The 23,718-nt window shown below is 72.0% G+C and carries 20 protein-coding genes; 12 read left to right on the top strand and 8 right to left on the bottom strand.

The window, feature by feature from the left end; all coding sequences use genetic code 11:
- Positions 1-221 precede the first annotated feature (221 nt).
- The gene (locus GSY65_RS14585) at positions 222-485 is read right to left on the bottom strand and encodes a WhiB family transcriptional regulator (RefSeq protein ID WP_003975777.1); all 264 of its coding nucleotides are present in this window, start codon (positions 483-485) and stop codon (positions 222-224) included.
- Positions 486-1,157: 672 nt separating this feature from the next.
- On the opposite strand from GSY65_RS14585, the gene GSY65_RS14590 reads away from it, so the two are divergent.
- The 4 genes from GSY65_RS14590 to GSY65_RS14605 all read left to right on the top strand — a co-directional run bounded on the left by GSY65_RS14590 (position 1,158) and on the right by GSY65_RS14605 (position 5,196).
- Positions 1,158-1,655: a cysteine dioxygenase gene (locus tag GSY65_RS14590; RefSeq protein ID WP_159768217.1), complete on the top strand. Its 498-nt coding sequence runs from the start codon at positions 1,158-1,160 to the stop codon at positions 1,653-1,655.
- A gap of 157 nt (positions 1,656-1,812) precedes the next feature.
- On the top strand, positions 1,813-2,772 hold the full coding sequence (gene cofD / locus GSY65_RS14595) for a 2-phospho-L-lactate transferase (protein ID WP_159768220.1): 960 nt from the start codon (positions 1,813-1,815) through the stop codon (positions 2,770-2,772).
- On the top strand, positions 2,769-4,097 hold the full coding sequence (locus GSY65_RS14600) for a coenzyme F420-0:L-glutamate ligase (RefSeq protein ID WP_159768223.1): 1,329 nt from the start codon (positions 2,769-2,771) through the stop codon (positions 4,095-4,097). Before cofD ends, GSY65_RS14600 begins: the two co-directional genes overlap by 4 nt.
- Before the next feature lie 97 nt (positions 4,098-4,194).
- Positions 4,195-5,196: a DNA-3-methyladenine glycosylase family protein gene (locus GSY65_RS14605; RefSeq protein ID WP_159768226.1), complete on the top strand. Its 1,002-nt coding sequence runs from the start codon at positions 4,195-4,197 to the stop codon at positions 5,194-5,196.
- 228 nt (positions 5,197-5,424) lie between these two features.
- Here GSY65_RS14605 and GSY65_RS14610 read toward each other — a convergent pair whose 3' ends face one another.
- Both GSY65_RS14610 and GSY65_RS14615 read right to left on the bottom strand, forming a co-directional pair.
- A complete protein-coding gene (locus GSY65_RS14610; protein WP_159768229.1) occupies positions 5,425-6,507 on the bottom strand; it encodes a nucleotidyltransferase family protein in 1,083 nt (360 codons plus the stop codon).
- Between the two features lie 256 nt (positions 6,508-6,763).
- Entirely contained in the window at positions 6,764-8,245 is a 1,482-nt protein-coding gene (locus GSY65_RS14615) for an N-acetylmuramoyl-L-alanine amidase (RefSeq protein WP_159775959.1), read from the bottom strand.
- A 143-nt stretch (positions 8,246-8,388) separates the two neighbouring features.
- Between GSY65_RS14615 and GSY65_RS14620 the strand changes: the two genes are divergently transcribed.
- From GSY65_RS14620 to GSY65_RS14635, 4 genes are all read left to right on the top strand, one after another.
- Positions 8,389-9,144, top strand: a complete 756-nt coding sequence (locus GSY65_RS14620) for a TIGR03089 family protein (protein ID WP_159768232.1) — start codon at positions 8,389-8,391, stop codon at positions 9,142-9,144.
- Positions 9,145-9,307: 163 nt separating this feature from the next.
- Entirely contained in the window at positions 9,308-10,504 is a 1,197-nt protein-coding gene (locus GSY65_RS14625) for an LCP family protein (RefSeq protein ID WP_159768235.1), read from the top strand.
- Positions 10,505-10,749: 245 nt separating this feature from the next.
- A complete protein-coding gene (locus tag GSY65_RS14630) occupies positions 10,750-12,501 on the top strand; it encodes an LCP family protein (RefSeq protein ID WP_159768238.1) in 1,752 nt (583 codons plus the stop codon).
- 323 nt (positions 12,502-12,824) lie between these two features.
- Complete coding sequence (locus GSY65_RS14635) at positions 12,825-14,483, top strand: LCP family protein (protein WP_159768241.1); 1,659 nt, start codon at positions 12,825-12,827, stop codon at positions 14,481-14,483.
- A gap of 67 nt (positions 14,484-14,550) precedes the next feature.
- On the opposite strand, the gene GSY65_RS14640 is transcribed toward GSY65_RS14635, so the two are convergent.
- Positions 14,551-15,579: a glycosyltransferase family 2 protein gene (locus tag GSY65_RS14640; protein ID WP_159768244.1), complete on the bottom strand. Its 1,029-nt coding sequence runs from the start codon at positions 15,577-15,579 to the stop codon at positions 14,551-14,553.
- Positions 15,580-15,714: 135 nt separating this feature from the next.
- On the opposite strand from GSY65_RS14640, the gene GSY65_RS14645 reads away from it, so the two are divergent.
- Positions 15,715-17,154 (top strand): LCP family protein, encoded by a 1,440-nt coding sequence (locus GSY65_RS14645; RefSeq protein ID WP_201452541.1) that lies wholly within the window; start codon positions 15,715-15,717, stop codon positions 17,152-17,154.
- A 33-nt stretch (positions 17,155-17,187) separates the two neighbouring features.
- Here GSY65_RS14645 and GSY65_RS14650 read toward each other — a convergent pair whose 3' ends face one another.
- On the bottom strand, positions 17,188-17,736 hold the full coding sequence (locus GSY65_RS14650; RefSeq protein WP_201452542.1) for an acyl-CoA thioesterase: 549 nt from the start codon (positions 17,734-17,736) through the stop codon (positions 17,188-17,190).
- Between the two features lie 119 nt (positions 17,737-17,855).
- Here GSY65_RS14650 and GSY65_RS14655 point away from each other — a divergent pair, with 119 nt between their 5' ends.
- Positions 17,856-19,112, top strand: a complete 1,257-nt coding sequence (locus GSY65_RS14655; protein WP_159768250.1) for an LCP family protein — start codon at positions 17,856-17,858, stop codon at positions 19,110-19,112.
- Between the two features lie 84 nt (positions 19,113-19,196).
- On the opposite strand, the gene GSY65_RS14660 is transcribed toward GSY65_RS14655, so the two are convergent.
- Together GSY65_RS14660 and GSY65_RS14665 are read right to left on the bottom strand one after the other, a co-directional pair.
- Positions 19,197-19,559, bottom strand: a complete 363-nt coding sequence (locus tag GSY65_RS14660) for a four-helix bundle copper-binding protein (protein ID WP_159768253.1) — start codon at positions 19,557-19,559, stop codon at positions 19,197-19,199.
- A gap of 173 nt (positions 19,560-19,732) precedes the next feature.
- Positions 19,733-20,890, bottom strand: a complete 1,158-nt coding sequence (locus tag GSY65_RS14665) for an acyl-CoA dehydrogenase (protein ID WP_159768256.1) — start codon at positions 20,888-20,890, stop codon at positions 19,733-19,735.
- 221 nt (positions 20,891-21,111) lie between these two features.
- Here GSY65_RS14665 and GSY65_RS14670 point away from each other — a divergent pair, with 221 nt between their 5' ends.
- The gene (locus GSY65_RS14670) at positions 21,112-22,455 is read left to right on the top strand and encodes a UDP-glucose dehydrogenase family protein (protein ID WP_159768259.1); all 1,344 of its coding nucleotides are present in this window, start codon (positions 21,112-21,114) and stop codon (positions 22,453-22,455) included.
- 196 nt (positions 22,456-22,651) lie between these two features.
- On the opposite strand, the gene GSY65_RS14675 is transcribed toward GSY65_RS14670, so the two are convergent.
- A complete protein-coding gene (locus tag GSY65_RS14675; protein WP_159768262.1) occupies positions 22,652-23,158 on the bottom strand; it encodes a CGNR zinc finger domain-containing protein in 507 nt (168 codons plus the stop codon).
- 109 nt (positions 23,159-23,267) lie between these two features.
- On the opposite strand from GSY65_RS14675, the gene GSY65_RS14680 reads away from it, so the two are divergent.
- A complete protein-coding gene (locus tag GSY65_RS14680) occupies positions 23,268-23,630 on the top strand; it encodes a VOC family protein (RefSeq protein WP_159768265.1) in 363 nt (120 codons plus the stop codon).
- The last annotated feature ends 88 nt before the right edge of the window (positions 23,631-23,718 follow it).

Here is a 23,718-nt window from a genome sequence, read left to right on the forward strand (position 1 = left end):
GACGAGGGCCCACACTAATGGCAAGGCAGGAGGGGGCGGCGCGGAGCGCCTCGGTGAGGGGCGGTGGCCGGGAGACGGGCGGGCACGGCGGCCCGCCGCCTGTGGACAAGCCACCTGCGACGGGCCGTTGGTCACCCGGTGGTGCTGGGACGTGCTGCGGACTGCCGGCTTCCTGAGGTGTGCGCTCTGCGGAGGCCGCCTGCGGCGAGTGCGGCGCGCGCTCAGACGGCGGCCTTCTTCAGGCGGCGGCGTTCACGCTCGGACAGGCCGCCCCAGATGCCGAAGCGCTCGTCGTTGGCGAGGGCGTACTCGAGGCACTCGGAGCGTACCTCGCAGGCGAGGCAGACCTTCTTGGCCTCGCGGGTCGAGCCGCCCTTCTCGGGGAAGAAGGACTCGGGGTCGGTCTGGGCGCACAGTGCGCGCTCCTGCCAGCCGAGTTCCTCGTCCGCGTCGTCGACCAGCAGTTGCTGCACGAGCTCGGTCATGTGCGCCCCTCGTCCGTCTTTCGCGTCCCCGTCGTGCGGCCGTTACCGATGTCGGCTGAACGACACGAGTGAAATTACAAGTGTGCTGCTACGGGCGAGTCAAGCCGAGATCTGCTATTGGGCCCCTTATTCACTCTGCGGAACCAAGGCTATGCGGAAAGTGTTCAAATCGGCATAAACGTGACAGCAGTCTGGTGGTGGGCGGACGTCCCGGACGGTCACCCTCTCTTACGAGGGAAGACGTCCGGGAGTTCGATCTCGTTCCGGCCCGCTTGGACTCACCCGTATCGGGTTGTGCGCCTTGTGTCCCCGACTCCCCGAGCACAAACCTTTCACCGCGGCGATGCACCGGAAGAGGTGAAGTGACCTCCACATGGCGGACGTGAAGTTGACAGCAGAGGTGTGAACCGCTGTCCTAGTGGGCATGCTCGGGAACTTGGCGCTCACCTCGACCCGCTCCGCCGGGTCCCTCGGTGCTGCCCGCGCTCGCTGTAGCTGTTGCTGTCCCAGCTGTTGAGCCCAACGCGCTCCGGCTGCCACTGAGCCCATCGCGGCTCGGCTGCTGTTCCCCTCCGCCCGCACCCGGGCCACCGCCCCCGCCCGCGACCCGGGCGGACGGCACGCGACACCCGGCCATCCCCCCGCACTCTCCGCCGAGGACCACCTCACCCCATGAACAGCGACAGCGACCTCCAGATCGCCGGCGATCTCCTCGAAGTCCCCCACCTGCTGCGGGCACCGCGCCGACACCCGGTCACCGTGGCCGAGTTCGCCGGTCTCGCCCGCTCCATCGCCGAGGACCGCGCCCAGTGGGAGCGCCTCGTCGAGTACGACGCGACGACACGCTGGTACCACCGGCTGCGCACCGGCCCCGGGTACGAGGTGTGGCTGCTGTCCTGGCTGCCGGGCCAGGGCACCGGGCTGCACGACCACGGCGACTCGTCCGGGGTGCTCACCGTCCTGGACGGCGCGCTGACCGAGCACACCGACCGGGGCACGCGGGTGCTGGCCCCCGGCGCGCAGCGGGTCCTCGCGCCGGGCCGTGCCCACGAGATCGTCAACGACACCCTGGAGCCGGCCGTGAGCCTGCACATCTACCACCCGGGCCTGACGGACATGCCGATGCACCCCAGGGCCGGCGCCACGCGGACGGCGGCAGCCCACGCCTGACGCCGGGGCCGCCGTCACCGTCGGCCGACGCGCGCCACCGCCCGGCCACGGCGGACCCCGGCCGCCCTCACCCGCACCGGCGACCCTCGGCCGAAACCGTTCCGGGTCGGGACGGGCGCGCGGTCCGTTGTCGTAGGGGCCTGCGAGACTGGCTCCCATGCGCATTGTGGTTCTGGCGGGTGGCATCGGTGGTGCCCGGTTCCTGCGCGGCCTGAAGCGGGCCGCTCCGGAGGCGGAGATCACGGTCATCGGCAACACCGGGGACGACATCCACCTCTTCGGCCTGAAGGTCTGCCCGGACCTCGACACGGTGATGTACACGCTCGGCGGCGGCATCGACGAGGAGCAGGGCTGGGGCCGGGCCGACGAGACCTTCCACCTGAAGGAGGAGCTCGCGGCGTACGGCGTCGGACCGGAGTGGTTCGGCCTGGGCGACCGGGACTTCGCGACGCACATCGTGCGGACGCAGATGCTCGGCGCCGGGTACCCGCTGAGCGCGGTCACCGAGGCGCTGTGCGACCGGTGGCAGCCGGGGGTGCGGCTCATCCCCATGACCGACGACCGGGTCGAGACCCATGTCGCCGTCGACCTCGACGGCGAGCGCAAGGCCGTCCACTTCCAGGAGTACTGGGTGCGGCTGCGGGCCTCCGTGCCGGCCGAGGCGATCGTGCCGGTCGGCGCCGAGCAGGCGAAGCCCGCGCCCGGCGTCCTGGAGGCGCTCGCCGCGGCGGACGTGATCCTCTTCCCGCCGTCCAACCCCGTCGTCTCCGTCGGCACCATCCTCGCCGTGCCCGGCATCAGGGAGGCGATCGCCGAGGCCGGGGTGCCGGTCGTCGGGCTCTCCCCCATCGTCGGGGACGCGCCCGTGCGGGGCATGGCCGACAAGGTCCTCGCCGCCGTCGGCGTCGAGTCCACCGCCGCGGCCGTCGCCGAGCACTACGGCTCCGGGCTGCTCGACGGCTGGCTCGTCGACACGGTCGACGCCGGCACCGTGGAGCGTGTCGAGGCAGCGGGCATCCGCTGCCGGGCGGTGCCCCTGATGATGACCGACCTCGACGCCGCCGCGGCGATGGCCCGGGCGGCGCTGGCGCTCGCCGAGGAGGTGCGGGCCGCGTGAGCGAGCAGACCGCGACAGAGGCGTCGCCGGCCGCCGGGTACCGGGTGTGGGCCGTGGCCGGGATCCCCGAGGTCCAGCGCGGGGACGACCTCGCCAAGCTGATCGCCGCGGCCGAGCCCGGGCTGCGCGACGGGGACGTGCTGCTCGTCACCTCGAAGGTCGTCTCCAAGGCCGAGGGCCGGACCGTCGAGGCGGCCGACCGGGAGGCCGCGATCGACGCGGAGACCGTCCGGGTCGTGGCCCGGCGCGGTGCCCTGCGGATCGTGGAGAACCGGCAGGGCCTGGTGATGGCCGCCGCCGGCGTCGACGCCTCCAACACCCCCGCCGGGACGGTCCTGCTGCTGCCCGAGGACCCCGACGCCTCCGCGCGGGCGGTCCGGGACGGGATCAGGGACGCGCTCGGCGTCGAGGTCGGGGTCGTCGTCACCGACACCTTCGGGCGGCCCTGGCGCAGCGGGCTCACCGACGTGGCCATCGGCGCGGCCGGGGTGCGGGTCCTCGACGACCTGCGCGGCGGCACGGACGCGCACGGCAATCCGCTCAGCGCGACCGTCGTCGCCACCGCCGACGAACTGGCGGCCGCCGGTGACCTGGTGAAGGGCAAGGCCGCCGGGCTGCCGGTGGCCGTCGTGCGAGGGCTCGCGCACGTCGTCGCCGAGGACTCCGGCGAGGGCACGAAGGCCCTGGTCCGGGGCGCCCGCGACGACATGTTCCGGCTCGGCACCTCGGAGGCGGTACGGCTGGCGGTGACCCAGCGGCGCACCGTGCGCGCGTTCACCGACGAGCCCGTCGACCCCGGGGCGGTCCGGCGCGCCGTGGCCGCCGCGGTCACCGCGCCGGCGCCGCACCACACGACGCCGTGGCGGTTCGTGCTGCTGGAGTCGGAGGAGTCGCGGACGCGGCTGCTCGACGCGATGCGGGAGGCGTGGATCGCGGACCTGCGGCGGGACGGCAAGAGCGAGGAGTCCATCGCGAAGCGGGTGCGGCGCGGGGACGTACTGCGCAACGCCCCGTACCTCGTCGTCCCGTGTCTGGTGATGGACGGGTCGCACACCTACGGCGACGCGCGGCGGGACGGCGCCGAGCGGGAGATGTTCGTCGTCGCCACCGGGGCCGGGGTGCAGAACTTCCTGGTCGCGCTGGCCGGGGAGCGGCTCGGATCCGCGTGGGTGTCCTCGACGATGTTCTGCCGGGACGTCGTACGGGACGTGCTGGCGCTGCCGGAGGACTGGGACCCCATGGGTGCCGTGGCCGTCGGGCACCCGGCAGCCGAGCCGCCCGCCCGGGGGGAGCGGGACGCGGGGGCGTTCATCGAGGTGCGGTGAGGGGACCGGGGACCTCCCCCGCCGGGGAACCGACGCCTCGGCGGAACCACCGCCTCCTATGCTCGTAGGGCGCCCCATATCTTCCTAGGACCTCATCGTGGCTGGACGTTTCTCCCCCCGGCCCACTCGTACGACCGTGCGAGGCGGGCATGTCGTGGTGCCCGGTGGGGTGCCCCGGCCCGCGGCGGCGCGGGGGCTGCGGCGGACGTGGACACCCGTGGGGCCGTTCGACCTGGGGCTGGTGCTCGGGCCGCTCAAGCGGGGGCCCGGCGATCCGACGTTCCGGGCGACCGCCGACGGGGCCGTGTGGCGGGTCTGCCGCACGCCTGCCGGGGCCGGGACCCTCAGGGTCGCCGTGCGCGGCGGGGCCGTCGAGGCGGAGGCCTGGGGCCCCGGCGGCGAGTGGCTGCTCGACCGGCTGCCGCCCCTGCTGGGGGCGTCGGACGAGCCCGACGCGTTCGTGCCCCGGCACCGGATCGTGGCGGCCACCTGGCGGCGGCATCCGGGACTGCGGCTGACGCGGACCGGTCTGGTGCTGGAGTCGCTGATCCCGTCGGTCCTGGAGCAGAAGGTCACCACGGACGAGGCGTACCGGGCGTGGCGGCTGCTGGTGCGGAAGTTCGGGGAGCCGGCGCCGGGGCCCGCGCCCGCGGGGATGTCCGTGCCGCCGACGGCCCGCGAGTGGGCGTTGATCCCGTCGTGGGAGTGGCACCGGGCCGGGGTCGACGACAAGCGGGCGTCGACGATCCTGCGGGCGGTCCGGGTGGCGGGGCGGCTGGAGGAGGCCGCCGGGATGACACCGCAGGACGCGCGGGCGCGGCTGGAGCTGGTGCCGGGCGTCGGACCGTGGACGTCGGCGGAGACGGTGCAACGCAGCCACGGGGCGGCGGACGCGGTGACCACGGGGGATCTGCATCTGCCGGGGATCGTCGGCTACGCGCTGGCGGGCGACCGGGACGCGGACGACTCCGTGATGCTGTCGCTGCTGGAGCCGTACGCGGGGCAGCGGCACCGGGCGGCGCGGTTCATCCTGCTGTCGGGGCGGGTGCCGGGGCGGCGGACGCCGAAGATGCCTCGCTGGGACATCGGGCGCCTATGAACTCGGGGGTGCGCGGTTCGTCGGCGTGTGCGGGTGGTTCGTGGTTTCTCGCGCAGTTCCCCGCGCCCCTGAAGGCTTGGGCCTGCGGCCCGGCCTTCATCCCATGGCGCCGTTGAAAAGCGCGGGGCGCAGCCCCGGTCGCTTTTCAGGGGCGCGGGGAACTGCGCGAACAGCCCCCGCTCACCCGCAGTCGCCCGACCACAGCACGCCCCCGAGCTACCAGGCGCCCTACTCGTCCGACGAGAAGCGGAGCGCCCCTGTGGGGATCCGGGCGTCGCACCAGACCCGCACCCCCGCGCGGAGTTCGTTGTCCGCGCCGATGACCGCGCCGTCGCCGACGACCGTGCCCGTGAGGACGGAGCGTTCGCCGATGCGGGCGCGGGCGCCGATCAGGGAGTCGGTGATGACCGCGCCGGGTTCGACGACGGCGCCGGCGAGCACCGTGCTGCCGAAGACCCGCGCGCCCTCCCCCACGAACGCGCCCTCGCCGACGACCGTGCCGCCGGTGAGCTTGGCGTCGCCGGCGACCCGGGCGGTGGGCAGGACGAGGCGGTCGCCGCAGCGGCCGGGTACCGCCGGGGACGGGGCGCGGCCCAGGACGAGGTCGGCGGAGCCCCGGACGAAGGCCGCGGGGGTGCCGAGGTCCAGCCAGTACGTGGAGTCGACCATGCCCTGGAGGTGGGCGCCCGCCGCCAGCAGGTCCGGGAACGTCTCGCGCTCCACCGAGACCGGGCGGCCCGCCGGGATGGTGTCGATGACCGAGCGGCGGAAGACGTACGCGCCCGCGTTGATCTGGTCGGTGACGATCTCCTCTGGCGTCTGCGGCTTCTCCAGGAAGGCGAGGACGCGGCCCGTCCCGTCGGTGGGGACCAGGCCGTAGGCGCGCGGGTCGGTCACCTGGGTCAGGTGGAGCGAGACGTCCGCGCCGGTCGCCCGGTGGGTGCCGACCAGGCGGCGGATGTCCAGGCCGGTGAGGATGTCGCCGTTGAAGACGAGGACGGGGTCCTCTGGGGCGGAGTGGAGGTGCGCGGCCGCGTTGCGGATGGCACCACCCGTGCCGAGGGGCTCCTCCTCGGTGACGTACTCGAGGTGGAGGCCGAGGGCGGAGCCGTCGCCGAAGTGGGGTTCGAAGACCTCGGCCAGGTACGAGGTGGCCAGGACGATGTGGTCGACGCCGGCCGCTTTCGCCCGCGCCAGTTGGTGCGTGAGGAAGGGGACTCCGGCCGCCGGGAGCATGGGCTTCGGAGTGTGCACCGTGAGCGGACGCAGTCGGGTGCCTCTGCCGCCGACCAGGAGGATCGCTTCTGTCACCTGTCGTCTCTGCTTCCTGCCGGGACCGGCCGAACTGTCTTTCGGCCGGCCAGTGTATGCAGACCGTTCGATGGCGCCTTCATGGACGTACGGAACCCCGCCGGCCTGCCACTTCGCAGGTCGGCGGGGTGGTTCGGGAGGGCCCGACGGGCGCGCCCCCGCGTGCCGTGCTGCCGTGCGGTGGGCCTCCGGCCGGCCCGCCGGTGTGCGGCCGGGCGGTCGCGCCCCCGGTTCCCCCCTTCAACCCGCCGCAGTCCTACCGCCCTTGGTACCGGGCGGATTCCGAGCGGGCCGTACCGAGCTTTCCGTAAAGGCGCCCCCCCGGGCACTCGGTCGCGAACCCGTCACGATGACCGGAGATCACGTTCATTCGCACCTTCGTACCCTTTGCGTACAGATTGCCACCCCCGGAGGTGAGGGTGGTCTTGCCTTTGGGGTTCGCCCGGTAAAGACCCAGTTTCCAGGCGGTCAGTTGCGCGACGCCCGTCACAGCGGCGGTGGGCGGCTTGGTGGTGCCGAAGCTGCCGATGACCGCAATCCCCATGCTGTTGGTGTTGAACCCGAGGGTGTGGGCGCCCATGACGGCCTTCGCGACGCCTCCCGCGCGCCCCTCGTAGATGTTTCCGCACTTGTCGACGAGGAAGTTGTAGCCGATGTCCCGCCAGCCGCTGCTCACCACGTGGTAGCGGTAGATACTGCGGATGACGGAAGCGGCCTCGCCGCAGCTGTAGTTGTTGCCGGAGGCGGTGTGGTGCACGAACGCCGCCTGGACCTTCTTGGTGTAGAGGAAGTCCCGCTCGCGGAGCTTCTCGTCGGCGCCCCAGCCGCGGCGCGTGACGATACGCGGCCGTGGCCCGATGTAGGGCTTCATCCCCGGCTCCAGGTCGGCCAGTCCGGCCTCCGTCGCCGTGCGCGACAGCGCCGGGATGACGGTGGCGCCGAGCGGCGCGAGATCGGCGTTGACGGCGGAGGAGGCGGCCGACTCCACGGTGAGCGCGCCGAGGCGCGAGGCGTCCACGGGTGTGCCGACGGGCGGGGGGTCGAGGCCCGGCCCGGCCGCAGGGGTGGCCGCCTGCGTGGACACGGCCTCCGGGACGCCGGAGCCGGGGTCGACCAGTTCGAGGCGTAGGCCGTCCGGGAGCGTCTGGACGCCCGGCGCGGCCGTACGGCCGCCGGCCTCGGCCCGGACGCGGACCTCGACGCCGTCGGACTCGCCCACCCACAGCGGGGCGGTGGAGCCGCGTACCCGACTGGAGGCGCGTTCGGCGGTGTCCGGGTCGGCGGCGTGTTCGTGGTTGTGCGTCTCGACGTCCTGCCAGCCGGACCAGTGGGTGGTGCCGCGCGCCCGGGTGCGGACCTGGACGCGGCCGTGCAGTTCGGTGTCCGGGTCGTCCCACACGACACCGACCAGCGAGAAGGACCGTACGTCCCGCCGCCCGAGGCCCCGTTCGGCGACGGTCGGGCCGAGGCCGCGGTCGGTCGCGCGCGGGACCAGGCGGAGCGACTGGGTGCGACCGGAGGGCGAAGCGGTCGCTCCGTCGACGGCCGGGGCCCCGACCGGGGCGGCCGGCGCGGGGAGCACGGACGGTGCGGAGGCGGAGGTCGTGTCGAGGACCGGGGCGGCGGGCGTCGCGGCCGCGGCGGGCAGTGCGGCCGGGAGGGCGAGGACCGCAGCGCAGGCGACACCGATCGAGGAGGCGAGGAAACGAGAGCTACGCATACGCCCGATCTTGGACATAGTCATACATATCTGTCCATCGGGGAACTGACGGGCCGTCGGCTCCGCTCCGCCGAACAGGTGGGCGGCACTGGGCCGAACCGGTGGCCGCCGCATGGCGCCCCGCCCCCGCCCCGCGCCCGGCCCCGCGTACCCTTACGCGGATGAACGCCACCGACCGCACCCCTGCCGACCTGCTGCGATCCGCGCTCGCCGCGGACCCCGCGCGCCCCCTGGTGACCTTCTACGACGACGCCACGGGCGAACGCGTCGAATTGTCCGTGGCCACCTTCGCCAATTGGGTGGCCAAGACGGCCAACCTGCTCCAGGGCGACCTGGCCGCGGAGCCCGGAGACCGGCTCGCGCTGCTCCTGCCGGCGCACTGGCAGACGGCGGTGTGGCTGCTGGCGTGCTCGTCGGTGGGCGTCGTCGCCGACGTCGCCGGCGACCCCGGCGCGGCCGATCTCGTGGTGAGCGGGCCGGACACCCTGGAGGAGGCGCGGGCCTGCTCCGGGGAGCGGGTGGCGCTCGCGCTGCGGCCGCTCGGCGGGAGGTTCCCGCAGACCCCGGCGGGGTTCGTGGACTACGCAGTGGAGGTGCCCTCGCAGGGGGACCGGTTCGCGCCGTTCGCGCCGGTGGACCCCGAGGAGCCGGCGCTGATCGTGGCCGGGCGCGAGTTCAGCGGCGCGGAGGTGGTGGAGCGGGCACGCGCCGAGGCGGGCGCCATCGGGCTCACGGGGCCGGGGTCGCGGCTGCTGTCCGGGGCCGGGTACGACACGTGGGAGGGCCTGCTGGCGGGGCTGTACGGGCCGCTGGCGACCGGGGGGTCCGTGGTGCTGTGCCGGAACCTGGACCGGCTGGGCGAGGACGCCCTGACCAAGCGGATCGAGAGCGAACGGGTCTCGACCGTCTCCCGCTAGTGCCGCGACGGGCAAACGTTGCCTGCCGCGGCACCAGCGGGCCGCGGAGCACACCGCCCGTCCCCCGTTCGGCCTACCCCCGGCCGCCCCCTCCCCCCTCTCGCGCCATCGTCGTAGGAGCACAGCTCGCTCGTGCCTCGTACGCCGTGAGGGGTGGCCGACAGTGAACGACGCCGGAGGCAGGACGGGGGTGCTCGGGCCCGGTGCGGGTGGTTCCGCCACCGGGGACGGGCTCCAGCGCCGCCGTCGGCGGCGGTGGCTGCGCTGGACCGCGGCGGGCGCCGCGACGATGCTCGTCGGGGGTGTGGCGGTGGGGTGGGCGGCCTACCGGAAGCTGGACGGGAACATCACGTCGGACACGAGGGCGGCCGACGAACTGGCCCGGTACGAGCGGGAGCGGCCCACCGCGCTGGTGCGGGGCGCGCAGAACATCCTGATGATCGGGTCGGACTCCCGGTCGGGGAACGAGAACGGCAGGTACGGGCGGGACTCGGGCACCGAGCGGTCCGACACCACCATCCTGCTGCACCTGGCCGCCGACCGGCGCAGCGCGACGGCGGTGTCCCTGCCGAGGGACCTGATGGTGGACGTGCCCGGCTGCCGCAGGGCGGACGGCACCCGGTCCGAGCCGACCTTCGCGATGTTCAACTACGCGTTCCAGACCGGGGGTTCGGCCTGCACCGTCCGGACGGTCGAGAAGATGACCGACATCCGCGTCGACCACCACGTCGTCGTGGACTTCAGCGGCTTCAAGGACATGGTGGACGCCGTGGACGGGGTCGAGGTGTGCGTCGAGGCCCCCATCCACGACAAGGCCGCCAAGCTCCGGCTGCCCGCGGGCAGGGTGACGCTCGACGGCGAACAGGCGCTCGGCTACGTACGGGCCCGCAAGACGCTGGGCGACGGCAGCGACACCGAACGGATGGACCGCCAGCAGCGTTTCCTCGCGGCCCTGGCCGCGAAGGTACGCAGCAACGGCGTCCTGCTGAATCCGGTGAAGCTCTATCCCGTGCTCGACGCGGCCACGTCCTCGCTCACCACAGACCCCGGTCTGGCGAGTCTGCGCGGCCTCTACGACCTCGTCCGCGGGATGCGCACCATTCCCATGGAAAGGGTGCAGTTCCTGACAGTTCCCAGGAAGTCGTACACCCACGACGCCAATCGTGACCAGCTCGTCGAGCCGGCGGCACACCGGCTCTTCGCCCGGCTGCGCTCCGACGCACCCGTGGCCGTGGCCCGGGAACTCCCGGAAGGGGGACCCGAAGGGCACGCGCACGAACGTGCGGGCGGACCTCCCCTCACCCCCGATCCGGTGCCCACTTTCCGCGGCCGCACGGCCGCCGAGGGGGCCTGTGAGTGACCGGAGCCGGTCCCCTCAGGTAAAACGCACGTCAACACGAGGAACAAATGCTCTAGGAAATGGGCAGATTGCCCACTTGTAGGGACGTGCAATCTGTCACCGCCGTCGCTTGACGCCTGATCGGGCAGCTAGTGTGAGCGATCCGGTGTGTCAGGCCTTCCCGGTCACGCACCACTTGCAGCGAGACCCGAGCGTCTTTTGAGGGGGAAGACGCCGCGTGGCCCCGACGGAGGAATCAGACAACCGTGGACGCGCAAGGCCGTGGGCGGGCGGACGACATCGACCCCGCAGACCAGTGGGTACTCAACCCGACCACCGGTGAATACGAACTGCGACTGGCCCCTTCCGCACCGCAGTCAGGCGTACCCAGGCCCCGCCGGGCCGCGCCCGCGGCGGCGGGGGCCAGAGCGGGCGGCGCCTCCGGGCGGTCGGCGACGGCGACGCCCGACACCCGGGAGATCCCCGAGGTGGTTCCGGGGCCCCGGCGCCGGCGCGGGGCACCCGAGGAGGAGCCGCTGCCGGGCCGTCGCGGCGGCCGGGGGAAGACCAAGCCCAAGAACAAGTCCACGGGCAAGCGGATACTGGTGTGGACCGGCGGCACGCTGGCCTTCGTCCTGGTCGGGGTGAGCGCCGCGGGCTACCTGTACTACCGGCACCTGAACAACAACATCACCGCCATCCCCGACGACGGCGCCGGCACCGGCGGCTTCAGCAAGGACCGGGCGATCAACCTGCTGGTGATCGGCACGGACAAACGCACCGGCAAGGGCAACGAGTCGTACGGCGACAAGGAGAGCGTCGGCCACGCCGACACCACGATCCTGCTGCACGTCTCCAAGGACCGGACGAACGCGACCGCGATGAGCATTCCGCGGGACATGATCGTGGACGTCCCCGACTGCGAGACGACACAGGACGACGGCACCAAGAAGGTCATCGCCGGATCCAACGACGTCCGGTTCAACACCAGTCTCGGCCAGGGCGGCCGGACCCCGAGCTGCACGATGCGGACCGTGACGGAACTCACCGGGATCACCCCCGACCACTTCATGGTCGCCGACTTCAACGCGGTGAAGACGCTCTCCAGCGCGATCGGCGGCGTCGAGGTCTGCCTCGCCAAGCCCATCAAGGACACCAAGTCGAAGCTGGACCTGTCCGAGGGCAAGCACGTCATCGAGGGAGAGCAGGCGCTGGCGTTCCTGCGCACCCGCTACAGCGTGGGCTTCGGCAGCGACCTGGACCGGATCAAGCTGCAGCAGCAGTTCCTCAGCTCGATGATCCGCCAGATGAAGTCCGAGGACACCCTCACCGACGCCGGCAAGGTCATCGACCTGGCGGAGGCGGCCACCGAGGCGCTGTCCGTCGACTCGAAGATCGCCGACATCAAGAAGCTCGCCTCGCTCGGCCAGGAGGTCGGCAAGGTGAAGACGAAGAACATCACCTTCACCACGGTGCCGGTGGTCGACAACACCGACCGCGCCACCGTGCTGCCCACGCCGGGCAAGGCGGAGGAGCTGTTCCAGCTCATCCGCGACGACGTGTCGCTCAGCGAGGTGAAGAAGAAGGCCAAGGAGAAGCAGGCCGCGAAGCTCAAGGGCGAGCGCGCCGACGCCTCCGAGGTCCGGGTCAACGTCTACAACGGCGGTGCCGAGGCCGGCAGCGCACAGGCCACTCTCAACTGGCTGCAGAATGATGTCGGCGTGACGAAGTCCAGCCAGCTCGGCAACGCCGGCAAGACGCTGCCGAAGACGACCCTCGAGTACGACCCGGACCAGGCCGACCAGGCGCGCAAACTGGCCGACCTCATGGGCCTGTCCGCGTCCGCGCTCAAGCCCGGCGAGGGCAACAGCGAGACCAACTCCCAGGGGCTGCCCGCGATGGTGCTGACCCTGGGCGAGGACTTCAAGGGCGCCGGGGTGAAGATCAGCGGCTCGTCGTCGGCGGCCGACCTGGACGTCGAGAAGAACACGGCGGACAAGGAAAAGTGCGCCGGCTGATGACCTGACGGGGTCTTCTCGCGTCTGACAGGACGCGACACGGAGCACAGACGCCGGGCGGGCGCGAGGAGGCGGGCGCCCGGCGGTTCCGACGATCGTCCGGCGGCACCCGCCGCCGCACCGCGCCGCGTCCGCGTCCACGTCCGGTGTTCGACCGGACGCACAGACGCGGTACCGGTCGTACACGTGGGTGGCCGATGTCATCCGGGCAGGGCACATGACGCGTTCGAGTGGGCATGCGTACATCCCAGTCGGGGTCTCGGACGTCCAACAGGAGGCGGGGTCGGCCCCGTCGGCACAGCAGGGTGGGGAGGGGCAGGGAGATGGTACGGAGCGACGTGCGCGGGGACGGGGGGCAGCCGCGCGTCGAGGAACCCGGCGAGCGGGGCGAGGGCCTCACGTCGCCGGACGGCTCGTCCGGCGACGACGGGAGCGCCAGAGTCCCCGAGCCGCGCAAACGCGGCGGCGCAGAGGGACGCGGGCCGGCCGGTACGGCCACACCGCGCAGGCGCAGGCGGGCGCTGCGCTGGTCGGCGACGTTGCTCGCGGTGGTCATACTCGGCACCGCGGGAGCCGGTTACGTCTACTACCGGCACCTGAACGGCAACATCAAGAAGGAGAAGCTCAATCTCGGCGACACCAAGATCGCCGAGCCCACTCCCAACGCGGCGGGCCAGACCCCGCTGAACATCCTGCTGATCGGCTCCGACGCGCGGGACACCAAGGAGAACCAGAAACTCGGCGGCGCCCGCGAGACCTTCGGCGGCACCCCGCTCGCCGACGTACAGATGCTGCTGCACCTGTCCGCCGACCGCAGCAACATGTCGGTGATCAGCATGCCCCGCGACACGCTGCTCGACATCCCCAAGTGCACCGACCCCGACGACGGCAAGGTGTACGCGGCGACCACCCGGTCGATGACCAACGAGTCGCTCGGCCGCGGCGGACCCGGCTGCACGGTCGCCACCTGGCAGGAGCTGACCGGCATCCACATCGACCACTTCATGATGGTCGACTTCGCCGGTGTGGTCTCGATGGCCGACGCCATCGGCGGCGTACCCGTCTGCGTCACCGACAACATCGAGTCCCGGGACAGCCAGGGCCACGGCTCCGGCCTGAAGCTGGAGAAGGGCACCACCTACATCCAGGGCAAGCAGGCCCTGCAGTGGCTGCGCACCCGGTACGGCTTCGAGGACGGCAGCGACATCGCCCGCGCCAAGGCGCAGCACATGTACATGAACTCGATGGTCCGCGAACTGCGCGAGAACGCCACCATCACCAACCCGAACAAGCTGCGCAAGCTCGCCGAGGAGGCCACACAGGCCCTCACCGTCGACCCCGGCCTCGGTGACGTGGCGGCGCTCTACGACCTCAGCAAGGAACTGCGCAAGGTCGAGCCGGCCCGGATCACGATGACGACGATGCCGTTCACCTACGTCGGCGCGCGCGTGGTGCCCAAGGAGGGCGACGCGGAGAAGCTGTTCCGGCTGGTGCGCGAGGACATCGCCCTCGACGGCAAGGACGCGAGGAAGGACACCGCCGAGGACCCGGTCTCCGACGACCCCGCGGCGGCGGACGACGAGATCGGCGTACTGGTGCGCAACGGCACCCTGACGTCCTCCCTCGGCGCCGCCCCCGGCCGGGCCCACGCCGTCTCCCAGCTCCTCGTCCAGGAGGGCTTCACCAGGGCCTCGGCGGACTCGACCACCGCCACCACCGAGGACAAGACGGTCGTGCGCTACCCGAGCGCCGAACTGGAGGGCGACGCGCAGGCGGTCGCCAAGGCGCTCGGCATCCCGCTCGGCCAGGTGGAGAAGTCGACGAACGTCAGCGGCGTCACGCTCGTCGTCGGCGCCGACTGGCGCGAGGGCGACACGTACAAGGCCGAGAAGGAGGACGACAAGACCCCCAAGTCGGCGGACGCGCTGAACGGCGCCGACAAGGACGCCTGCATGAAGGTCGACCCCAACTTCACCTGGTAGTCCGGGAACACGTGTGGGGCGCCTCCCGAAGCCCGGGAGGCGCCCCACACGTTCGCATCGGACTGGTTCAGCTCTCGGTGAGCACGGCCGGACGGCGGGACGCGATGACCTTCTTCGCCAGCGACTTCGGGCTGGTCAGGAAGCCGAAGCCCCACGACATGTGCATCGTGGCGAGGGCGAGGGGGATCTGCAGCCGCGCCTTCAGCGGCAGGCCCCTGCCCGCCGGGACCGAACCCGCGACGATCGCCGCGAGATAGCCACCGGGGACGACGAACCCGACCGGCGTGAGCAGTGCGCCCACCAGCAGACCGGCGGCTATCGCGCACACGGCGGTCGGCGGGGCGAGGTAGCGCAGGTTGATGGAGCCCTGGTGGTAGCGGGCGACGACGTGCCGCCAACGCCCGTAGTCCTTGTACTGCTTGGCCAGCGCCTTCACGCTGGGCCGGGGCCGGTAGGACACCTTCAGCTCCGGCGAGAACCAGATGAGGCCGCCGGCCTCCCTGATCCGGAAGTTCAGCTCCCAGTCCTGGGCGCGGATGAACTCCACGTTGTAGCCGCCCTGCCGCTCCAACGCCTCGCGCCGGAAGACACCCAGGTAGACCGTCTCGGCCGGACCGGCCTGCCCTCCCGTGTGGAAGGCGGCGTTGCCCACACCGATCTTCGAGGTCATGGCGGCGGCGACGGCCCGCTCCCAGTCGTTCTCGCCCTCGGCGTGCATGATGCCGCCGACGTTCTGCGCGCCGGTCTCCTCCAGGAGCCGTACCGCGGTGGCGATGTAGTTCGGCGAGAGCATGCCGTGGCCGTCGACGCGGACCACGATCGGATGGCGGGACGCCTCGATCGCGGCGTTCAGCGCGGCGGGCGTACGACCGGTGGGGTTCGGCACGGTGTGCACGCGCGGGTCTTCGGCCACGAGCTGGGCCGCGATCTCGTCCGTACGGTCCGTGGACGGACCGAGGGCGATCACGACCTCCATCTCGCCGGCGTACTCCTGCGCGAGGATCGCTTGGACGGCCCCGCGCAGATGCCGCTCCTCGTTGAGGACGGGCATGATCACAGACACGGCGGGGAGCCGCACGTCGGGCTTGGCGTTCATAGGGGGCTCACGTTACCGCGAACGGGGGACAGCGACGCGCGCCGCCCGGTCGCCGGAACGGGCCGCGCGGCGACTGCGCCTACGGTGCTCAGCGTTCCCCCCGTCTCCCCGACCGGTCACGCGGAGGTGTCCGCCATGCCCGCACCGCCCCGCCGCCCCGCACGGCCGCAGCAGCCCAGGCCCCCGGTACGCCCGAGGAAACGCGGCTGGGCCATGCGGGTCGCGACCACGCTGTCGGTGGTGGTGCTGGCCGCCGCGGGCATCGGGCACGCGGTGGTCACCAGCCTCGACGACCGGATCGCCCGCGTCGACCCCTTCAAGGACATGAAGAACCGCCCCGAGGCGGGCAACGGCATGAACGTCCTGCTGGTCGGCACCGACGGCCGCGACCGCGTCAGCGAGGAGCAGCGGCGCGCCTACCGGCTCGGCGGCGCCCCCTGCCACTGCACGGACACCATGATGATCGTCCACATCTCGGAGGACAGGGAGCGGGCCAGCGTCGTGAGCCTGCCCCGCGACTCCTACGCCGAGGCGCCCGCGCACACCGACCGCACCACCGGCAAGACCCGCGCCGCCCACCCGATCAAGCTGAACGCCGCGTACGCGGAGGGCGGCCCCCCGCTCACCGTCCGCACGGTCGAGCACATGACCAAGGTGAAGATCGACCACTACGTCGAGGTCGACTTCACCAGCTTCATGCGGACCGTGGACGTCCTCGGCGGCGTCAGGATCTGCACCGCCCAGCCGCTGAAGGACTCCTACACCGGCCTCGACCTGGCCGCGGGCTCCCACGACCTCGACGGCGGCGAGGCCCTGCAGTACGTCCGCGCCCGCCACACCGACGGCTCCTCCGACCTCGGCCGCATGAAGCGCCAGCAGCGCTTCATGGCCGCCCTCATGGCGCAGGCCACGTCCTCCGGGGTGCTCCTCAACCCGATCAAGTTCCGCGACATCACCCGCGCCGTGCTCGGCTCGGTCCGCGCCGACAAGGAGTTCGGCGCCGGCGAGCTGATCGACCTCGGCCGCGCCATGCGCAACCTCACGCCCGCGTCCTCCGAGTTCACCACCGTCCCCATCGGCCGCATGGGCCACGTCGTCGAAGGACTCGGCTCGACCCTCCTGTGGGACACCGCCAAGTCGCGCCGCCTGTTCCGGGCCCTGCGCGACGACCGCCCCCTCGCCCCCTACCGGACCCGCGGCAAGCGCGCCCTCGTCGAGGTGGCCCCGCGGCAGATCCGCGTCCAGGTCGAGAACGGCACGCCCGTCGCCGGCCTCGGCCGCACGGTCGACCGCCAGTTGGCGGCCACCGGCTTCCGCACCACCGGCACCCCGGTGAACGCCGGGCGCACCGACGTCCGCCGCACGGTCGTCGTGCACGACCCGCGCTGGGACCGCTCGGCCCGGTCCCTGGCGACCGCCCTGCCGGGCGCGGAGCTGCGGAAGGCCCCGGGGCAGGGCCCGGTCCTGCGGGTCATCGCCGGAGCTGACTTCAGGAAGGTCCGCAAGGTACGGGCCGAGGACCCCGACCAGGGCGAGTTCGGCGTGGTCAGGGGCGACGAGGTGACCTGCCCCTGAAGGGCGCGGCCGCTGCTGGTCGCCGGGGGCGGCTCAGTCGCCCAGGCCCTCCGCGATCCGCTTCTCCCGCAGCTCCAGGATCGCCTTGCGGCGGGCCAGCCGGTGCGTCCGGCGGATCTGCGCCTCCTGGCAGCGCCGCCGGTCCCGCTCGGTCTCCGGCAGCACCGGCGGCACCCGGCGCGGCTTGCCGTCGGCGTCGACCGCCGCGAACACCAGGTACGCCGACCCCACCTGCTGCGGCGGCGTCGACTCGTTCCACCGCTCCGCGAGCACCCGGACACCGATCTCCATCGACGTCCGCCCCGTCCAGTTCACCTGGGCCTTCACATGGACCAGGTCGCCCACCCGGACCGGCTCCAGGAAGGCCATCTCGTCCATGGAGGCGGTGACCGCCGGGCCACCGGAATGACGTCCGGCCACCGCGCCCGCCGCGTCGTCGACGAGCTTCATGATCACACCACCGTGCACCGTCCCCAGCAGGTTGGTGTCGTTGTGGGTCATGATGTGGCTCAGGGTGGTCCGGGACGCCGAGGTCGGCTTGCCGGGTATATCGGATTCCGCTGCGGGGGCCTGCTCTGTCATGGCGTCCACCTTATGCGTGACCTCGTCAGGTCCGCTTTGCATCAGCTTGGCAACAGCCGCGCTGCGAAATTCCGGCGACCCTTGTACGGCCCACAGGGGAGCCCGGCACACTGGGGCGCATGAACGATTGGCCCGAGGGATGGTCCGACAGCAACCGCGGCGGCGGGTACGGACAGGGAAGCGCCGGCGCACACCCCGACGGGGCGCGCGTGATGCGACAGGTCCGCCGCGGTCCGTCGGCGCCCCCTCAGGGCGGTGTGCCGCAGCAGCCGGCGTACGGCGACGTGTACGACAACCAGGGCGCGGGCCAGTACGACAGCGGCTACAACACCGGCCAGGTGTACGGCGGCGGCGGTGCCGGTGGCCACGGCGGCCGGGGTGAGCGTCCCGCGCCGGACTGGCGGCGCCGGATCAAGTGGACGGCGATCACCGTCACCGTCGTCCTCCTCGGCACCACGATCGGCACCTACTTCTGGGCCGACTCCAAGCTGAACCGCGAGGTCGACCTGTCGAAGGTCATCGAACGGCCGGAGGAGGGCGAGGGCACCAACTACCTGATCGTCGGCTCCGACAGCCGCGAGGGCCTGTCCGACGCGCAGAAGAAGGAACTCCACACCGGGTCCGCCGACGGCAAGCGCACCGACTCGATGATGATCCTGCACACCGGGTCGGCCGGGCCGACGCTGATCTCGCTGCCCCGCGACTCGAACGTGGAGATCCCCAGCTTCGTGGGCTCCGAGTCCGGCAAGACGTACAAGGGCACCGGCCGCCAGGTGAAGCTGAACGCCGCGTACGCCGAGGACGGGCCGGAACTGCTGGTCCGGACCGTGGAGGCCAACACGGGGCTGCGCATCGACCACTACGTGGAGATCGGCTTCGCCGGCTTCGCGAACATCGTCGACGCGGTCGGCGGCGTGGAGATCGACATCCCCAAGGGCGGCCTGAAGGACACCAAGTCCGGCGCGAACTTCGAGGCGGGCAAGCAGACCCTGAACGGCGAGCAGTCCCTGGCGTTCGTCCGCACCCGCTACGCCCTCGCGCGCAGCGACCTCGACCGCACGAAGAACCAGCAGAAGTTCCTCGCGGCCCTCGCCAACCAGACGGCGACCCCGAGCACGGTCCTGAACCCCTTCAAGCTGTACCCGACGATGAGCGCCGGCCTCGACACGCTGATCGTCGACAAGGACATGGGCCTGTTCGACCTGGCCGACATGTTCTGGGCCATGAAGGGCGTCACCGGCGGCGACGGCAGGTCGATGAACATGCCCATCTCGGGCAACGCCGCCAACGGCAACCTCCAGTGGGACACCGCGAAGGTGAAGAAGCTGGTGGAGGAGCTGAAGAACGACGAGACGGTGACCGTCTCGGACAACTGACCCGGCGGACGACGTGACCGGGGGGCATCCCGTGACGGGGTGCCCCTCGGTCGTGCGGGTCGGGTGGGCCCGGCCCGGCTCGGCTCAGGCCGTCGCGCCCGCCATCGCCCGGCACATCTCGGAGCAGCGGCGACACGCCTCGGCACAGCGCATCATCTGGGGATCGTCCGGCATGGACATGCACGCCTCGGCGCACATGTCACAGGCGCGGGCGCACATCGCGCACATCTCGGCGCTCATCGGGGAGCGGCGCATCATCATGTCCGCGCACATGCGGGTCATCTCGGCGCAGTCCATCAGCGTGCGCATGATCTGCATCTGGGCCTGACCGCCGGCCTGCATGCAGGAGCTCATGGTCTCCTCGCACACGGTGTGGCACGTCATGCACGCGTTGACGCAGTCCTGCATCTCCTTGCTCATCGCGGTCATGGATCCGGTCTCCTGCATGGCTCCTCCAGGGGTGGGAGCGGGGGTCCGGGGCGGACCCCGTGCACTACCGTCCTACGCCCCCCTGCCCCCGGCCGCCATCGGGCGGAAGCAAACAATCCACACCATTCACCCCACAACTCAACGGCCCCCGGCAGGGTGCCGGGGGCCGTGGACGGGTTGCGCCGGAGGAGTTACGGCAGGTTGCGGGCCATGACGATCCGCTGGACCTGGTTGGTGCCCTCGTATATCTGCGTGATCTTGGCGTCGCGCATCATGCGCTCCACCGGGTAGTCGCGGGTGTAGCCGTAGCCGCCGAGGAGTTGGACGGCGTCGGTGGTGACCTCCATCGCCACGTCCGACGCGAAGCACTTGGCGGCGGCGCCCTGGAAGGTGAGGTCGCTGTCGCCGCGCTCGGAGGCGGCGGCGGCCTGGTAGGTCAGGGCGCGGGCGGCGGCGATCTTCATGGCCATGTCGGCGAGCATGAACTGGATGCCCTGGAAGTCGGCGATGGGCTTGCCGAACTGCTTGCGCTCCTGGACGTAGCCCTTGGCGTAGTCGAGGGCGCCCTGGGCGACGCCGAGGGCCTGGGCGGCGATGGTGATGCGGGTGTGGTCCAGGGTCTTCATCGCCGTGGCGAAGCCGGTGCCCTCCTCGCCGATCATGCGGTCGGCGGGGATGCGGACGTTGTCGAGGTAGACCTCGCGGGTCGGGGAGCCCTTGATCCCGAGCTTCTTCTCCGGGGCGCCGAAGGAGACGCCCTCGTCGGACTTCTCGACGACGAAGGCGGAGATGCCCTTGGAGCGCTTCGTGGGATCGGTGACGGCCATCACCGTGTAGTACTCGGACTCGCCGGCGTTGGTGATCCAGCGCTTCACGCCGTTGAGGATCCAGTGGTCGCCGTCGCGGACCGCCTTGGTCTTCATGCCGGCCGCGTCGGAGCCCGCGTCGGGCTCGGAGAGGCAGTACGAGAACATGCCCTCGCCCTTGGCGAGCGGGGCCATGTACTTCTTCTTCAGCTCCTCGGAGCCGGAGAGGATGACCGGGAGCGAGCCGAGCTTGTTGACGGCCGGGATGAGGGAGGAGGAGACGCAGACGCGGGCCACCTCCTCGATCACGATGACCGTGGCGAGCGCGTCGGCGCCGGCGCCGCCGTACTCCTCGGGCACGTGCACGGCGTGCAGGTCGTTCGCGACGAGCGCTTCGAGCGCCTCGCGGGGGAAGCGGGCCTCCTCGTCGACCGCGGCGGCGTGGGGCGCGATCTTCGCCTCGGCGAGGGAACGGATCGCGTCACGGAGCATGTCGTGCTCCTCGGACGGGCGGTACAGGTCGAAATCAGCCGATCCGGCCAAGGTCTCTCACGCTCCCGATGCTAACTACCGTTAAGTAACTCAAATTTTAAAGGGACTGCCCACCCGAGAGATACGTGAGCTTGGCGACAGGTCCGGACCCGGTCCCGGCTCCAGGGGGAATCTGCCCGGTGAGGGGGCCGGACACGCCCCGACTATGCTCAGGCAGCGCACGCGCCGCGCACGACGCGGCGCACCCCCGGCCGTACGTCCCAGGAGCATCCATGGCCCTCAAGATCACCGTGATCGGCACCGGCTATCTCGGCGCGACCCACGCCGCGGCCATGGCCGAGCTGGGATTCGAGGTGCTCGGGCTCGACGTCGTCGAAGAGAAGATCGACATGCTGCGCCGGGGCGAGGTCCCGATGTACGAGCCGGGCCTGGAGGAGCTGCTGCGCAGGCACGTCGCCGGGATCGAGGGCTCCACCGGGCGGTTGCGCTTCACCACGGACTACGCCGAGGTCGCGGCCTTCGGCGACGTGCACTTCGTGTGTGTGAACACCCCGCAGCGGCACGGCGAGTACGCCTGCGACATGTCGTACGTCGACGCGGCCTTCGCCTCGCTCGCCCCGCATCTGAGGGGTCCGGCCCTGGTCGTCGGCAAGTCGACCGTGCCGGTGGGCTCCGCGGACCGGCTGGCCGGGTATCTCGCCGAGCACGCCCCGGCGGGGGCGGACGCCGAGCTGGCCTGGAACCCGGAGTTCCTGCGCGAGGGCTTCGCCGTGAACGACACGCTGCACCCGGACCGGATCGTGGTGGGCGTGCGCAGCGAGAAGGCGGAGAAGCTGCTGCGCGAGGTGTACGCGACGCCGGTCGAGGAGGGGTCCCCCTTCGTCGTCACCGACTTCCCGACCGCCGAGCTGGTGAAGACCTCCGCGAACTCCTTCCTCGCCACCAAGATCTCCTTCATCAACGCCATGGCCGAGGTGTGCGAGGCCGCCGGGGGCGATGTCGCGAAGCTGGCGGAGGCCATCGGGTACGACGACCGGATCGGGCGGAAGTTCCTGCGGGCGGGCATCGGGTTCGGCGGCGGGTGTCTGCCGAAGGACATCCGGGCGTTCATGGCGCGCGCCGGTGAACTGGGCGCCGACCAGGCGCTGACGTTCCTGCGCGAGATCGACTCCATCAACATGCGCCAGCGCGGTCAGATGGTGGAGCTGGCCCGGCAGGCGCTGGGCGGCGGCCCCTTCCTGGGCCGGCGGGTGGCGGTGCTGGGCGCGACCTTCAAGCCGGACTCCGACGACGTACGGGACTCCCCCGCGCTCAACGTGGCCGGTCAGATCCACCTCCAGGGCGGACAGGTCACCGTCTACGACCCGAAGGGCATGGACAACGCGCGCCGGCTGTTCCCGACGCTCGGGTACGCCGACTCGGCGCTGGAGGCCGTGCGGGGCGCCGACATCGTGCTGCACCTGACGGAGTGGCGGGAGTTCCGGGAGCTGGACCCGCAGGCGCTGGGCGAGGTCGCGTCCCGGCGGCTGGTGCTGGACGGCCGTAACGCGCTGGACCCGGAGCTGTGGCGACGGGCCGGCTGGACGTACCGCGCGATGGGCCGGCCGACCGCCTGATCCAGGGGGCAGCGGCCCCCCTCCGTGCCGTGAGGGGCCCGGGACGCGACCGGGCCCGGGGCAGGCGACGCCGTTCCGGCCGAGGCTCAGTCGGCCGGAACGGCGTCTGCGCTCATTCTCCACCGTTGTGACCCCCCGTGGGTGCGAAGCGCTTACTTCGCCGGTGACGCGTGAGGTGATGTCCGGCTCACCGGGCTCACCTGGCGCGGTAGCGGCGCATCTTGGCGCGGGCCCCGCACACCTGCATCGAGCACCAGCGGCCGCGTCCGGCGGGGCTGCGGTCGTAGTACGCCCAGTGGCAGTCGGCGGCCTCGCACGCCTTGAGGCGCTGCCAGGTGCCCGCCGTGAGGGCCTCGGCGACGGCCGCGGCGACGCGGGCGAGGAGGGGTGCGGGGTCGGCGGCGGGGCGCAGGCGCGCCGAGCCGTCGTCGGCGCGGACGTCGACGACGAGCGGTGCCGCGGCCAGCAGGTCGCCGAGCGGGGTCACGGCGCGGTGCGGCGGGTGTCCCGCGTGCGCGAGGCAGACGGCGCGGAGGGACTCGCGCAGTTCCCGTACGTCCGCCAGGTCCTCGGCCGCCGTCAGGGCGAGACGGGCCCGGCCTTCCGAGGTGTCGAGGGCGTCGGCACCCGACTCCAGGTCCAGCGTGTTCACCAGGCTCTCGATGAGGGCCAGGCCGCCGGGCGCGGGCGCTCTTTCAGTCATCGTGCGACCTCATGCTTGCGACGTTACCGCCCATGGGGCAGCATGCAGTAACCGTTACCGGTTACTCGCCTCTACAGGTAACCACATCGCAGAGCGAAGGAGAGCCGTCATGGCCATCGCCAAACTGGACGTCGTCGTCGTGGACTGTCCCGACCCGGCCGCGCTCGCCGGGTTCTACGCCGAGCTGGTGGGCGGGGAGGTCTCGGGAGAGGGCGACTGGGTGGATCTGAGGGTGCCGGACGCGGGTGTGCGGCTGGCGTTCCAGCAGGCGCCGGACTTCGTGCCGCCCGAGTGGCCCTCGCCGTCGCGTTCGCAGCAGTTCCACCTCGACGTGAACGTGGCGGACATGGACGCGGCGGAGAAGGAGGTGCTGGCCCTCGGGGCGAAGCCGCTGGACACGGCGGACCGCGAGCGGGGCTTCCGGGTGTACGCCGACCCGGCGGGGCATCCGTTCTGCCTGTGCCGGGCCTGAGGCCGGGTCTGACACCGGCCGGTGCGTCGGGGGCGGTGCGTCGGGCGGGCCGGTGCGTCGGCCCGGCCGCAGCGTCCGGTTCCGGGGG

It is taken from the genome of Streptomyces sp. HM190 (assembly GCF_009857135.1).
Classification (GTDB): Bacteria; Actinomycetota; Actinomycetes; order Streptomycetales; family Streptomycetaceae; genus Streptomyces; species Streptomyces heilongjiangensis.